This window comes from Coleofasciculus sp. F4-SAH-05, assembly GCF_040222985.1.
GTDB lineage: Bacteria > Cyanobacteriota > Cyanobacteriia > Cyanobacteriales > Coleofasciculaceae > Coleofasciculus > Coleofasciculus chthonoplastes.
On record NZ_JAVKBY010000203.1, the window covers coordinates 1 to 13,370 of the forward strand.

At 43.7% G+C, this 13,370-nt stretch carries 9 protein-coding genes; 3 read left to right on the forward strand and 6 right to left on the reverse strand.

Translation table 11 applies throughout. From position 1 onward, the window contains the following. Window positions 1-155: 155 nt before the first annotated feature. The 4 genes from RIG27_RS24235 to RIG27_RS24250 form a co-directional block, all read right to left on the reverse strand. Complete coding sequence (locus RIG27_RS24235; RefSeq protein WP_446349433.1) at window positions 156-1,436, reverse strand: M16 family metallopeptidase; 1,281 nt, start codon at window positions 1,434-1,436, stop codon at window positions 156-158. Between the two features lie 959 nt (window positions 1,437-2,395). Next, window positions 2,396-2,908: a protein rep gene (locus tag RIG27_RS24240; protein WP_446349435.1), complete on the reverse strand. Its 513-nt coding sequence runs from the start codon at window positions 2,906-2,908 to the stop codon at window positions 2,396-2,398. A 650-nt stretch (window positions 2,909-3,558) separates the two neighbouring features. Next, window positions 3,559-3,927, reverse strand: a complete 369-nt coding sequence (locus RIG27_RS24245; protein ID WP_446349437.1) for an aspartyl protease — start codon at window positions 3,925-3,927, stop codon at window positions 3,559-3,561. Further along, complete coding sequence (locus RIG27_RS24250; protein WP_446349439.1) at window positions 3,924-4,241, reverse strand: hypothetical protein; 318 nt, start codon at window positions 4,239-4,241, stop codon at window positions 3,924-3,926. The genes RIG27_RS24245 and RIG27_RS24250 overlap by 4 nt, the downstream gene beginning before the upstream one ends. A 263-nt stretch (window positions 4,242-4,504) precedes the next feature. Between RIG27_RS24250 and RIG27_RS24255 the strand changes: the two genes are divergently transcribed. From RIG27_RS24255 to RIG27_RS24265, 3 genes are all read left to right on the forward strand, one after another. Continuing rightward, a complete protein-coding gene (locus RIG27_RS24255) occupies window positions 4,505-5,482 on the forward strand; it encodes a carbohydrate ABC transporter permease (protein ID WP_446349441.1) in 978 nt (325 codons plus the stop codon). Continuing rightward, window positions 5,479-6,381 carry a carbohydrate ABC transporter permease gene (locus tag RIG27_RS24260; RefSeq protein WP_446349443.1) on the forward strand — a complete coding sequence of 301 codons (903 nt, stop codon included), beginning with the start codon at window positions 5,479-5,481 and terminating at the stop codon, window positions 6,379-6,381. The genes RIG27_RS24255 and RIG27_RS24260 overlap by 4 nt, the downstream gene beginning before the upstream one ends. 178 nt (window positions 6,382-6,559) lie before the next feature. Further along, on the forward strand, window positions 6,560-7,663 hold the full coding sequence (locus tag RIG27_RS24265) for an ABC transporter ATP-binding protein (RefSeq protein WP_446349445.1): 1,104 nt from the start codon (window positions 6,560-6,562) through the stop codon (window positions 7,661-7,663). Window positions 7,664-7,797: 134 nt separating this feature from the next. Here the strand turns inward: RIG27_RS24265 and RIG27_RS24270 are convergent, their stop codons facing one another. Continuing rightward, window positions 7,798-12,135, reverse strand: a complete 4,338-nt coding sequence (locus RIG27_RS24270) for an amino acid adenylation domain-containing protein (RefSeq protein WP_446349447.1) — start codon at window positions 12,133-12,135, stop codon at window positions 7,798-7,800. Window positions 12,136-12,375: 240 nt separating this feature from the next. Further along, window positions 12,376-13,370, reverse strand: a 995-nt coding sequence (locus RIG27_RS24275) for a type I secretion C-terminal target domain-containing protein (protein ID WP_446349449.1), incomplete at its 5' end; no start/stop codon positions are given.

Sequence of the window (13,370 nt, forward strand, 5' to 3'; positions counted from 1 at the left end):
GAACCACCAGTGGGTACTAGATAACAAGTGATATTCTAGTAAGCTCGGTTCAGACATAATCGTGTAAGACCTTAGTAGGGGTAACCCAAAAGGGCAGTGATTAGCTCAAGAATCCCTCGCTTTTAGCGACGGGAGCGTCAACTCTTCCCGTCTATTTACGCTGGTTTCATGGTCACAATCCCATACGCATTCGTTGCCAGATAATCCTGGGCAGCCTGTTGAATTTCGTGAGCATTGACGGCTTGAATGCGAGCCGGATAATTTAGGGCTGGGGTTAAATCACCTAATTGGGAGTGATAATACCCATATAGACTGGTGCGATCGCTCGGTTTCTCGTTACTAAAGGTAAAGCGATTCGCCACCTGGGTACGAATTCGGGCAATGTCCGCCGCTGCGACACATTCGGTTTGTAGCTGACGAATATGTTCCCCAATCGCCGCTTCCACAATGTCTAAGTTCTCTGTCGGAAGCTGGGCGGAAATATAAAATATCCCCTGTAGCTGTTGAGTCATATTACTCACCCCAATATGAGTCACCAGTTTACGGTCTTCGCGCAAATCTCGCACCAACCGCGACATCCGCCCCTGTCCTAAGATAGCGGCTAAAACGTCTAACGCATAAGTACTCTCCAACTGTTTTAATCCCGGTACTCGCCAAACCATGACCAATCGCGCTTGCTGTAATGTCGAATCTACATACTCTTGGCGCACAATGTCCGTAAACGGCGCTTCTGGCTTATACGTGAGTCGCGAAGTATAGTCAGAGTCACCCTTAACCTCAGCTTTGGCAAATCCCTGCACCACTGTGTCAATCAACTCCTCCACCGGTAAATTGCCCACCGCGACGGCTGTCATCGTTTTGGGCTGATACCAGGTGTTATGAAAGTCCCGCATCTGCTGAGAGGTTAAGGTTTCAATCACAGACGTGGGTCCAAGTACGGGGCGACGGTAGGGGAGGTAATCAAAGCTGGTTTCTAACGCCCGCCGAAAGGTGCGGCGACGGGGACTATCTTCCGAACGCCGAATTTCTTCTAACACCACTAGCCGTTCCCGTTCAAAGGCGTCATCAGGAATCAGGGCATTTAACACCACATCCAGTTGTAAAGGTGCGAGTTGGGCAAAATCTTTGGGGGCGGTGGTGATGTAATAATGCGTGTAATCGTGACTGGTTGCTGCATTCGTCACCGCACCACATTCTTCAATCAGCCGCTCAAACTCGCCACTGTTCAAGCGTGGTGTTCCCTTAAAAACCATGTGTTCGAGAAAATGTGCCATACCGTTAATCGGGTCAGGTTCAACGGCGGAACCCACATTCATCCAGACATTCAGGTTAACCGCATCGACAGGCATCTGCTCTGCCACAATGGTTAGACCATTCGGTAATGTCTCAAGGGTTGGGGCATTTAGAGGTGGAGTTTTGAGCAGAGTTGAGGTCATTCGTTACTCGCTTGCTTTGCAGTTGTGCCATGTTTCTCTATCTTAATGGGTTTGTCAGATTCCCCCGGCATATCCTAGGGAATGCCAGAGGCGGCGATTGAAATCGCTGCTACACAAACAAAGTCCGCCTGCGCGGACTGGGTTATAACGGGGGTGGCTAACCCGGATTTGGTATTAATTATTATCGCTTTTTTCTGCATTGGCGGAAACATCAGTTGGCGTTGATTCAGGGGAATTTACGGTTAAATTTGATGGCAATTTGTGAGGGATTTTGGCTTATTGGGTATTCTTCCCTAGGATATTGGAATTACTCTAAGTCAGTCGCTTTATAGGTTTTATGGGTACGGCTTTGAGGGTGCGATCGCGCTGATCCACCCTTTGAGCTTTTATTACTCAATTTTTATCGATTTTTAATTACTATACTCCTTGCCTCAATCGCTTTTTATATCTCTTTTATTTCATGTTTTCAAGGGAAGCTGTTCAAGCGGCTATCGCCGCATGGCGAGTGAAGGTTTCTCCGCTTCACCAACCAGGTGAAGCGCATCAATATTTAGTTTAGGACGTTTCCCATGAATAAATGGATTGACCGAGCAAAGCGAGTAGTTCTCGTACTTCAAGCAATTTATTTCCTTATTGCAATTCCAGTGGTCGGTTGGCAAGCCTATTCTTTCCTTGAGAATTCAGGATTTCTTGACGAATTATTGGACAATCGCTTGGACAATCGGGACGAATAGTCTAATTCCTAACCTTCTGGTTCTATTGCTGGAGGGTTAGGTTTTCTACATATAGCACTACGAGGATACGTTAGGACATTTATCTGTTGCCTGTTGCCTGTTGCCTGTTGCCTTTTTACCTAATTTTATTGTCCTAACCTCAATGCGTAGCGCTATAACTCATGTCTCACAGTTCCCTGTATGCCTGCATTGGCATTCTTTCTTCTTGTCTCCCTTGTTACTCTGCTATACATGGAAATGGGGATGTGCTGATTCTCCATCCTTACCTTTTGTCACTTCCACCGATTTAACCCATCCCTTAGGGGACCAAGCTTTTAACTCCGTCAACCGCTTAAATCCTCGATTCATCCAATTTAACGTGGTTCGCAATTCCTCCAAAGGACAATTCTGAACCGTCAACGTGATAAACAGCCAACGGGATTTAGGATAATCGGCGACAACTTGAGGAATCACCTTATACGCCCTAGCTTTCCACATCAGACTCCGCCGCCACTGACAAATCGGACAGTGACGCACTCGACAAAATCTGGCGTAAGATAGTTTAAATTCGAGCTCCTCCGTTGACTCTGGGACTAGGCAAAACTCCAGGAATTTGGCACAATCACGCATCCGATGGGCATAGCGCTTAAAGCTACCTTGACCTTGCCTGTAAAAACCCGAGATAATATCAGCATTGGCTCGATGCTTTTCCCAAGCTTTATGATGGGGAGACAGGTTCGATAAACTTATCTGCGCCATGAGTTAATCTCTGGATATATAATTTTTGAATTAGTTGTCCTTTTTTAGGATTACATATTATCCATAAAAAAACTGCCGAGAAAAGTCTCGATTCAGGAATTTCGCCATGAAAGCCCCGTAGGGGCGCACGCTCCGTCATTGGTGTCAACTTAAACTCAACCCCCTCTCCCCCAGCCCCTCTCCCAACCCCCCTCGTTCCCCCCTACCCCCCTCATTCCCCCCTACCCCCCTCATTCCCCCCTACAAGAGGGGGGAGGACTAAGGATGCGGGAGCTTTTTTGGCAAGGGGGGAGGACTAAGGATGCGGGAGCTTTTTTTGCAAGGGGGGAGGACTAAGGATGCGGGAGCTTTTTTTGCAAGGGGGGAGGACAGAGGATGCGGGAGCTTTTTTTGCACGGGAGAGGGGATGGGGGTGAGGGCGGTTCCCCTTCTCCCTTGATGGGAGAAGGGGTTAGGGGATGAGGGTGAAATGCTTACCAGCATTGGTTTTCACCTTAAGTTGACACCCATGACTGACGTGCTCCTTCCAATGTTGCGATCGCGTGTTTTGTGGGTTTGCTTTTTGGAAAGCACAACTTTTGGGTAAGGGCGGGTTTTGTGAAAGACTCGCGCCCGCCCCGACAAACTCTCACAGGCGCTTCTTTCGCCATTTACCCCAGCGTCAACACTCCGGCTGCAAAATTCACCGCCAATGGTAGCATCTTCAACCACTGTAAACCGAGTAGAGGTTCGGATATACCTGATCCAGCTAACACGGGAATAATATATTCCCTTTCATCCAGGAAAACCCTGCCCTCATATACATCAAAATACTCCTCGCCCCGCGCCATCCGCATCGTGCGATTACTTTGAAGAATAGACCATCCTAAACTTTCAGCATCTTGGATATCGAGTGCCAAATAACCCGTTGTAAACCCTGTATCTAATAACACATCGATGGGGTATCGTTCGGTATCAGCCGCAATTAAATCAATTTCAAAGATTAGCTCACCAATCTCACCAAACTTACCGGAAATCATATTTTTCCACAGGTTCCTGTTTCATTGAGACGGAAAATGACAACCCAACCCCTCGGATACTTTTGACGTGCTTTTTTCATGGCTACGTCTTCATCTGGATCAATAAAATAATCTTCACTGTTTGGTTCAATAATCATAAACCAGTTGTAATGGTTATCGATGAGTGTCGGCGCAACGTGATCAAAAACACGACGCGCTTTTTGACAACGGGCATTTTTTTGAGCTTCCCGTCTGGCTAACTCCTCTGGGGGTATAGTATATTCCGGAAATATTCTGCCTTGACGACGAGGACGAACGGATTTGGTGTGAGTCATCGGTTTAATGCTTAGAGGATAGCGAGGATACAATTATTTTACAAGACTTAAACCAGCAGAATTGACACTTCCCGCTTTAGTACAGCTAGTGCATGACGACTTTTTAACCATCGAGCGTGCAAACTAGGGTGAATGTCACGCTCCTTAAGGCTGGTGGGCAATGCCCACCCTACTTAGCACAGACAGATAGGATAGAACGATTATCATAGAGGATGGTAACAGGATGGATTGATATCGGTTTCCTCCAGTTAGAGTAAATTCTTATGTCAGTTTTCAGTAAAATTATCAGTGTAATTATTGCCGTAATTATTGGCTGTGGCGGTGTACTTGGCGTATTTTATGCCATGAATTACTTAGCCAACACCTTACCTCATAAATGGCGATCGCGAATTCTGCCTTGGATTTATCTCGCCCCCGCCCTGCTGGTGCTGACGGCGTACTTAATTCTACCGACGCTGAATACAATTTACATCAGTTTTCTGGATCGGCGATCGCAAAATTTTGTCGGCTTGGAGAATTATCAGTTTGCGTTTACCAGTGAGGCGATGCTGGTGGCGTTTCGCAATAACCTGTTGTGGCTGGTTCTGGTGACGGGGTTTAGTGTTGGATTTGGCTTGATTCTGGCGGTACTCATGGATAAGGTACGCTATGAACCTCTCGCCAAATCCTTAATATTTCTACCCATGGCAATTTCTTTTGTCGGCGCAAGTGTGATTTGGCGGTTTGTTTATGCCTTTCGCCCAGCCGGATCAGAGCAAATTGGTTTACTCAATGGTATCATCACCAGCCTGGGATTTGAACCCGTGGGATGGTTAGTGGAACGCTCGATTAACAATTTTGCCCTGATTGCGATTATGATTTGGTTGCAAACCGGTTTCTGTCTGGTGTTGCTTTCCGCCGCCGTTAAAGGGATTCCCAAAGATATTATTGAAGCCGCCCGCATGGATGGGGCGAGTGAGGTGAAAATTTTCTGGCGGATTACCATCCCGATGATTCGTTCTACCTTAGCGGTGGTGACAACGACGGTGGTGATTATGGTACTTAAGGTGTTTGATATTGTCTTTGTGATGACGGCGGGGAATCAGGGTACAGAAGTGATTGCCTCGCGGATGATTAAGGAAATGTTTAACTATCGCGACTATGGCAGGGGGAGTGCGATCGCGGTTATCTTATTACTGGCAATTGTACCAATCATGGTTGTGAATATCCGCCGCTTCCGTCAGCAAGAGGCAAGTCGATGAAATCTAAACGTCGCCGTAAACCGAATTCTGTCAAACATCTGTCTCATCAGTTGCAAAATGCCTTTAATAGCCTTCCGGTTCACCTGAGTATCATCGTCATTTCCTTAATTTGGACTTTACCCACCGTTGGCTTATTGATCAGTTCCCTACGCCCCAAGGATGATTTGTTAGAAAGTGGCTGGTGGATGGTGTTTCAACATCCCTTTGATTTCACCCAATATCAGTTAGGGAATTATATCGATGTTTTGACAGCGGAAGGAATGGGACAAGCATTTCTAAATAGCTTTACCATTACTATTCCCGCGACAGTTATTCCCATTGCTATCGCCACCTTTGCAGCTTATGCATTTTCTTGGATGCAGTTTCCAGGGCGTCAGGTGTTATTTATTTTAGTCGTGGCGTTGCTGGTTGTTCCCTTACAGATGACGCTAATTCCGGTATTGCGCTCCTATAATCAGTTGGGATTATCGGGTTCGTTTTTGGGTGTGTGGTTAGCCCATACGGGGTATGGGATGCCGTTGGGGATTTATTTACTCCGGAATTATATCGGTTCCCTACCCAAGGATTTAATCGAAGCGGCGGCGGTGGATGGGGCGTCGCATTTGACCACATTTACACGCTTAATTGTACCCCTTTCCCTGCCCGCGATCGCATCTTTTGCCGTGTTTCAATTTTTATGGGTATGGAATGATTTATTAGTCGCCTTAGTCTATCTGGGCGGAACACCGGATGTCGCCCCCTTAACCATGCGTTTAACTACGTTGGTGGGTTCTCGCGGTGAAGCTTGGCATTTACTCACAGCCGGGGCGTTTATCACGATGATTGTACCCCTGATTGTATTTTTTGCCCTACAACGGTATTTTGTGCGGGGGATTTTGGCAGGTTCAGTTAAGGGGTAATGTCATTTGTCATTTGTCATTTGTCATTTGTCAGTTTTTATAACGACTTAATCATTGCTGTCAATCGATAGATTCATTTATTTAATGATGTGTCCTAACAGTTATGGCGGTTGGTTTATGGCTTATAATATCATACAATTGGGGTCTCTACAGCTAAATTACCAATTCAGATTCTCAAATGGCTAATGTTGTTTTTGAAGACGTCAGTAAAAAATTTGCTGATTTTATCGCGGTCAATGATTTAAATCTGACCATTGACGATGGTGAATTTCTTGTATTTGTCGGTCCCTCTGGCTGCGGAAAAACCACCTCCCTGCGGATGCTGGCGGGACTTGAGGATATCACCCAAGGCAGTATTTATATTGGCGATCAGCGAGTCAATGAGATTCCGCCCAAAGACCGGGATATTGCCATGGTTTTCCAATCTTACGCCCTGTATCCTCATATGTCTGTCTATGAAAATATGGCATTTAGCTTAGAGTTGCAAGGGAAGCGGAAAGGCGAAATTAAAACCCATGTTGAAAGTGCCGCCAAGCAATTAGGAATTGACCATTTACTGTACCGTAAACCCAAAGAACTCTCCGGAGGACAGCGCCAGCGAGTTGCGGTGGGTCGCGCTATTGTTCGTAATCCGGCTGTCTTTTTAATGGATGAACCGTTATCCAATTTAGATGCGAAATTACGGGTACAGGCGCGAGCAGAAATTAATAAATTGCATAACGAATTAGGCACTACGTTTATTTATGTCACCCATGACCAAGTGGAAGCGATGACCATGGGAAGCCGGATTGCGGTGATGAATCATGGCGTCTTGCAGCAAATTGATACCCCCCAAAAGCTGTACAATTATCCGAATAATGTCTTTGTCGCGGGTTTTATTGGCTCCCCAGCGATGAATTTTTTTGAGGCTAAACTAATTAGTAAAGAGGATAATCTGTACTTAAAAACAGATTCATTTGAACTCCATATACCTCCAGACAAAGCCCTATTTTATCAACATTATTCAGGAGAAGAGGTTATCTTTGGCATTCGCCCGGAAAATATCCATGATCCTGACTATATTCCCCCAGATATTCGTCCAGCTTCTATCAAAGCGACAGTATCCGTTACGGAAATGATGGGGAATGAAATCATTGTCTATCTGACAACGCCAAGCAATCACGAATTTATCGCCAGAGTCGATCCGCGATCGCGCATGACTGTGGGACAATCAATTAGTGTGGCGTTTGATCGGTCTCAGTTTCACCTGTTTGACAAGCACAGCCAACAAGCGATTACCTGATTTTCGGTTCCCTTGATATACCGTAGGGTGGGCATTGCCCACCAACATACCAGTAACAAACGATTACCTGATTTTCGGTTCCCTTGATATACCGTAGGGTGGGCATTGCCCACCAACATACCAGTCAGTACCATTCAGGTTAAATAGGTTTGCAATTTTTGGGCAAGTCGTTCAATTTGAGGTGACTGCAAAAAACTATTGTGATATCCGGGAATCTCTTGCACGTCTAAACCTGCCATGGCTAAATTGCTGAACATTTCATGACTCAATATTCTCAACTCACTCGATATAAAAAGATTAATTTTACCTGGATAAGTTTGGGGTATGTAATTATTCGTCGCTTGTCTAAACTGTTCCAGAACCTTATTCGCTTGAAGCTTACGCGGTATGGGCTTTTCTAAACGTGAATATAATTTACCCATGGCTTTTTTGATATTAAATCGTATCCTCTCAATTAAATATAATAATTTTCGTTGATATTTTATTTTATTAAACAAATAACTTAACCCTAATTCGCGTAAATTCTGATAATAAAAATCAAACCCAACTTTATCAATCCCCCATATAGCATCAATTAACCCTAAAAAATTAACGGTTTCACCTTGACCATAAAGTTGTTGAGCAATTTCAAAGGCTAAATAAGAATCATTACAATACGCTACAAAAGAATAAGGACCTTGAGGTTGAACTTGGCGAATGTCTTCGATAAACTTCTGAGCAATATCCTTAAGCGTGAATTGGGAAAAATTTTCAGTTAAATAGTCGATAATTTCAAAAATATTAACACAATAAATGGGTTGTTCTTTGGATAAATGTGAACTAAGTTTCCAAGCATAGTTTATCGAATTAATAAAAAACAAAGGGGGTTTATTTCCTTTGGGGTTAATTGTAATAACCGAGGATTCAGGAATGATTTCTGTTTTAGCCTGTAATATATTGGCTAATTCTTCAATCGTTGGAGCTTGAAATACCGTCGTTACCGGAAGATCTTGACCTATTTGTTGTTGAATTTTACTGAACAGTCGTAGTCCGAGTAAAGAATGCCCGCCTAATTCAAAGAAGTTATCACGAATACTAATAGGTTTAAGATTAAAAACAGTTTCCCAAATCTTTTGGAGTTGCCCTTCGATTTCATTGCGCGGTTCAACAAACTGATTCTTGGTACCAGCAGTATCGGGTACAGATAACGCTTCGTCAACAGTTGGATGCCGTTTTGGGGATAGTTGACTTGCTTCAGCTTCCGTTAACAGAGGCAACTGTTTAATCTGTTGTTCGGGATGGGTAAGAATGTCCTGGAGTAATTGTTGAAAATGTCCAATCAAACGAGTAATTGTCTCATCGTTATACAGAGCCGTATTATATTCAATCGAGCATTGCAATCCTTGGGTTTTTGGCTCAACTAAAAAGACTAAATCACAAATCGCCGCTCCTTTATTGAACTTTTTATCAGTAATTTTCAGTCCCGGCAATTCAAAATTATGCTGAGGAACATTGAGCAGGATGAAAACCACCTGAAACCAGGGATAATAACTGAGGTTTCGTTTATATTTAAAGTTCGATAACACCTTCTCCGCCGGAAAATCCAGATAGGTATAACCCTCTAATGATACCTTTTTGACCTGTGCCAGAAATTCCAGGAAAGACAGATTATTTTTGATTTGAGTTCTTAACGGAATAATATTGGCAAAGCAACCAATTAAATTTTCTAAGCTGCTATGGTTTCGGCTAGCAATCGGAGAACCAATCACAATATCGTCTTCATGACTATAACAATGAAGCAAAATTTGGAACACAGCGACTAGCACCATAAATAGGGTAGCACCCTGCCCTTGACTGAACGCCTCAATTTGATTCTTGACGTCTTGATTAATGTGAAAGTATTGAATCGTTCCCTGAAAAGTTTGTATAGCAGGACGAGGATAATCCGTAGGTAAGTTTAATAGGGGTAAAGCACCCGTCAGTTGATTCGTCCAATAGTTGAGGAGTGAGGTTTCCGTGTCTTGCTGTTGTTGTTGATGAAATAGGGTAAAATCACCATAGTTTACTGTCAAATCTGGCAAGTACAATTGACGTTCTTGGATTGAATTCGTATAGAAGAGCGAAATTTCATTAAGTAATACGCTGAGTGACCAACCATCACTAATAATGTGATGGCAAGTCATTATTAAAATCGAATCATCGGTTCGGACTTGGAACAATTTAACCCGAATTAGCGGATCAGCTTGCAAATCAAAACAGTGGCTGGCTTCTTGATTAATTAACGTTTGAATATGTTGTTCTTCCTCGGCTTGACTCAACTGATTTGTGTTCACATCGATAACAGAGATTTTAATTGTGAGTTCAGGGAGAATGTGTTGTCTGGGTAATCCATTCACTACCGAAAAAATAGTGCGTAGAGATTCATGGCGTTTAATTACCTGGTTAATTGCTTTTTCCAATAGTGTAATATTCAGAGTCCCCTGAAGACGAAACACCATGGGTAAGTTATATATGGGATGTTGTTCGGCGCGTTGTGCCAATAACCAGATTCTTTCTTGGTAAACCGTTAAGGGTAAATCATTCCGATGAGGAATCGCTTTTATCGGATTAATTTCGCTCACATTATCCTGGAGAGTGCGATGGGTCACATATTCGGCTAAACTGGCAATAGTTGCCGCCGATGAGTCACCATCTTGGAGCATCGCTGATACCGGAAGAGCCACTCCAAATGCATCTCGAACCCGAGACAAAATGCGAGTAGCTTGTAAAGAATTCCCGCCTAAATCAGTAAAGGTTTGATTAACCCCCACTTCAACGCCTAAAATTTCTTGCCAGATTGCCGCAATCCGATGTTCTGCTGGGTTACGAGGCTTGACTAATTGACGATTTGACCCTAAAGTCTGATCAGGTTTCGGTAAGGCTCGTCGATCTACTTTTCCATTAATATTTAAGGGGATTCGATCTAAAACAATAAAGGCTGACGGAATCATATAACCGGGCAGTTTTTTCAGCAGAAAAGATTTGATGTGATCCGGGTTTAATTCCAGATGATGATTTTCAGGAACAAGATATGCGACTAAACGTTTATCCCCAAGTGTATCTTCCCTGGCTAAAACTACGACATTTTGTACATTTGGATAGTTCTGTAAAACTGTCTCAATTTCTGCCAATTCAACGCGAAATCCGCGAATTTTAACTTGAAAATCAAGTCGTCCTAAAAACTCAATTACGCCATCTTCTCGCCAACGCACCTTGTCTCCTGTTTTATACAGACGAGAATTCGATTCTTGACTAAAGGGATTGGCAATAAACCGTTCTTGGGTTAAATCCGGTTGATTCAGATAACCCCGGGCTAATCCATCGCCGCCAATGTATAATTCTCCTGGATGACCAATGGGAACCTGTTGTAAATCAGGATTGAGAATATAGACTTGGGTATTGGCAATGGGACGCCCGATAGGAATAGATGGTTTTGTGGTGTCCTCAAGTGTAATTTGATGACAACAGGTAAAGGTGGTGTTTTCGGTGGGTCCGTACCCATTAATTAATTGACAATCGGGTAACTCGGTTAAAACTTTTTTGACATGGGGAATCGATAAAACATCACCCCCGGCTAAGAGTTGCTGCAAGGGTTTAAGGGCTTCTATCTGTTCCTCAACCATTAAATGAAATAAGCCAGCGGTTAACCATAAGGTGGTAATGTTGTGTTGTTTGATGGCGGTGGCAATTTCTGATAATGACGGTATTTGGGCGGGCATTAAAACCAGTTTGCCGCCATTGAGTAAAGCCCCCCAAATTTCAAAGGTTGCCGCATCAAAGGCGATAGAAGCTAGTTGTAATATAACTTCATCGGCACCAAAGTGAGCGTAATTGGTATTTTTTACTAGCCGAACCACTCCGCGATGGGGTATACAAACGCCCTTGGGTTTACCCGTGGAACCGGAGGTGTACATCACATAAGCTAAGTTGTTGCTATTAACGTTATCGGCTGGCGGAATAGGAACAGAAGATGTTGTTGAATTGAGACAATCGTCTAGACACAGGAGATGAAGGGATTTCGGTAGTTCTGGCAGAGCGGTTAATTTATTTTTTTGTGTAATTAAAATAGGGGCTTGGGCATCCGCTAAAATTGTGTTTAACCGCTGGGGTGGGGTAGACGTATCTAAGGGTAAATAAGCGCCACCTGCTTTGAGAATGGCTAAGATTGTAATAATTAATTCCGGAGAACGCTCTAAATAAAAGCCAACTAAGGTTTCTGTGGTTACACCAAGACTTTGTAAATACTGGGCAAATTGATTAGATTTTTGCTCAAGTTCCCGATAGGTAAGCTGCTGATTCTTGTACGCGATCGCAATGGCATCAGGGGTATTTACAGCTTGGCGTTGAAACAAGTCATGAAGAGTAGAGGATTGAGGATAGTCCGTTTGTGTGTTAGTCCATTTTTGGAATAACTGATGTTGTTCAAATTCAGTTAAGCAGAGCAACCCATCCATATTTAGTGAATTTAGATTGTTTTCAACGTTGCGGTGAAATCTATACTTTTAATTTTACTAAAAAATAGTCGAATCGTCACAACTGTACTAAGAAATGTTAACTGTTCAGTTATAGCAATAGACACATCGATTAGGACGTTCGGCACCATTGTAGAGACGCGCCATGGCGCGTCTCTACTCAATATCCCTCTTGATGTTTGGGTTAGGTGAGACGGGGAAGCATTCCCTATCCCCTAAGAATTAGAAAATGAACTGACTAGCAGACAAGCTATTGACATTAACATTTGCCATTTCAACCAGAGCTACTGGATCATAAGTATCACCCAAACCATCTTGATCAACGCTGACAACTGCACCGTAGGAATTAGAGCCAAGTTGTACATAACCATCGCTGATCGGATCATTGCCGACATAGCCAATTTCATCAAGAACTTGACTCATATCTATGACATCAGAACCGACTTCAAAGTCAGTAATCTGATCACGGCGATCGTTGAGACTGGTGAAGACAAATTTGTCAGCACCGCCACCTCCGGTTAAAAGATCCCAGCTACCGTAACCCACAAGTGTCTCATCAGCATCCGTACCCATCAATTCATCAACACCAGATGTGCCGGTAATTTCATCAGCTGCGGCTGTGTTAGTCGCTGCATCTGTATTGACCAACTTGATATAGTCAAATCGGGCATACTCATTGCCATCTTCCCACCCGAATAACTTGATGGTGTCACCGTTTTCGATGTGAACATCATTCCCTACCTGGCGGGTGACAAAGTTGTCAGGCGAAGCAACATGAGAGGCTAAGTCTTGGTCAAATGTCCAATAGTCTAGCACGTCGCCACCAATTTTCACTTTGGCATTAGCTTGACCATCGTTTTCGTCGTAATAACCGACAATCACATCATAGGTTCCGGTTTCACCATCAAAGGTGGTACTGGCATAACCACTATGATCGGAGAGTTTAATCAATTCGCCACCAGAAGCGAAGTTCTCATGCTCAGTTTCGTAATCATTTAGGTGCATATCCTCAGCTTCAATCAGGATATGGTCTGGTGTGGAAGCGGTATTTACAGTAGGATTCACATAGCCACTGATGTCACTGTCGCTGACTGTACCCGCCTGTACTGTCGCCACATTTTGATATTCCCCAAAACTGGTTTCGGTGACGGAAACATCCAGTTTTTTCAGCTTAAAGGAGTCATTGCTGCCATCGGTGTAGGCAGAAATCACTACCG

Excerpts from the sequence above, each read along its gene's own strand:
- RIG27_RS24240 (WP_446349435.1), bottom strand. The coding sequence starts at position 2,908 with ATGGCGCAGATAAGTTTATCGAACCTGTCTCCCCATCATAAAGCTTGG.
- RIG27_RS24235 (WP_446349433.1), bottom strand. The coding sequence starts at position 1,436 with ATGACCTCAACTCTGCTCAAAACTCCACCTCTAAATGCCCCAACCCTT.
- RIG27_RS24265 (WP_446349445.1), top strand. The coding sequence starts at position 6,560 with ATGGCTAATGTTGTTTTTGAAGACGTCAGTAAAAAATTTGCTGATTTT.
- RIG27_RS24245 (WP_446349437.1), bottom strand. The coding sequence starts at position 3,927 with ATGATTTCCGGTAAGTTTGGTGAGATTGGTGAGCTAATCTTTGAAATT.
- RIG27_RS24250 (WP_446349439.1), bottom strand. The coding sequence starts at position 4,241 with ATGACTCACACCAAATCCGTTCGTCCTCGTCGTCAAGGCAGAATATTT.
- RIG27_RS24255 (WP_446349441.1), top strand. The coding sequence starts at position 4,505 with ATGTCAGTTTTCAGTAAAATTATCAGTGTAATTATTGCCGTAATTATT.
- RIG27_RS24260 (WP_446349443.1), top strand. The coding sequence starts at position 5,479 with ATGAAATCTAAACGTCGCCGTAAACCGAATTCTGTCAAACATCTGTCT.
- RIG27_RS24270 (WP_446349447.1), bottom strand. The coding sequence starts at position 12,135 with ATGGATGGGTTGCTCTGCTTAACTGAATTTGAACAACATCAGTTATTC.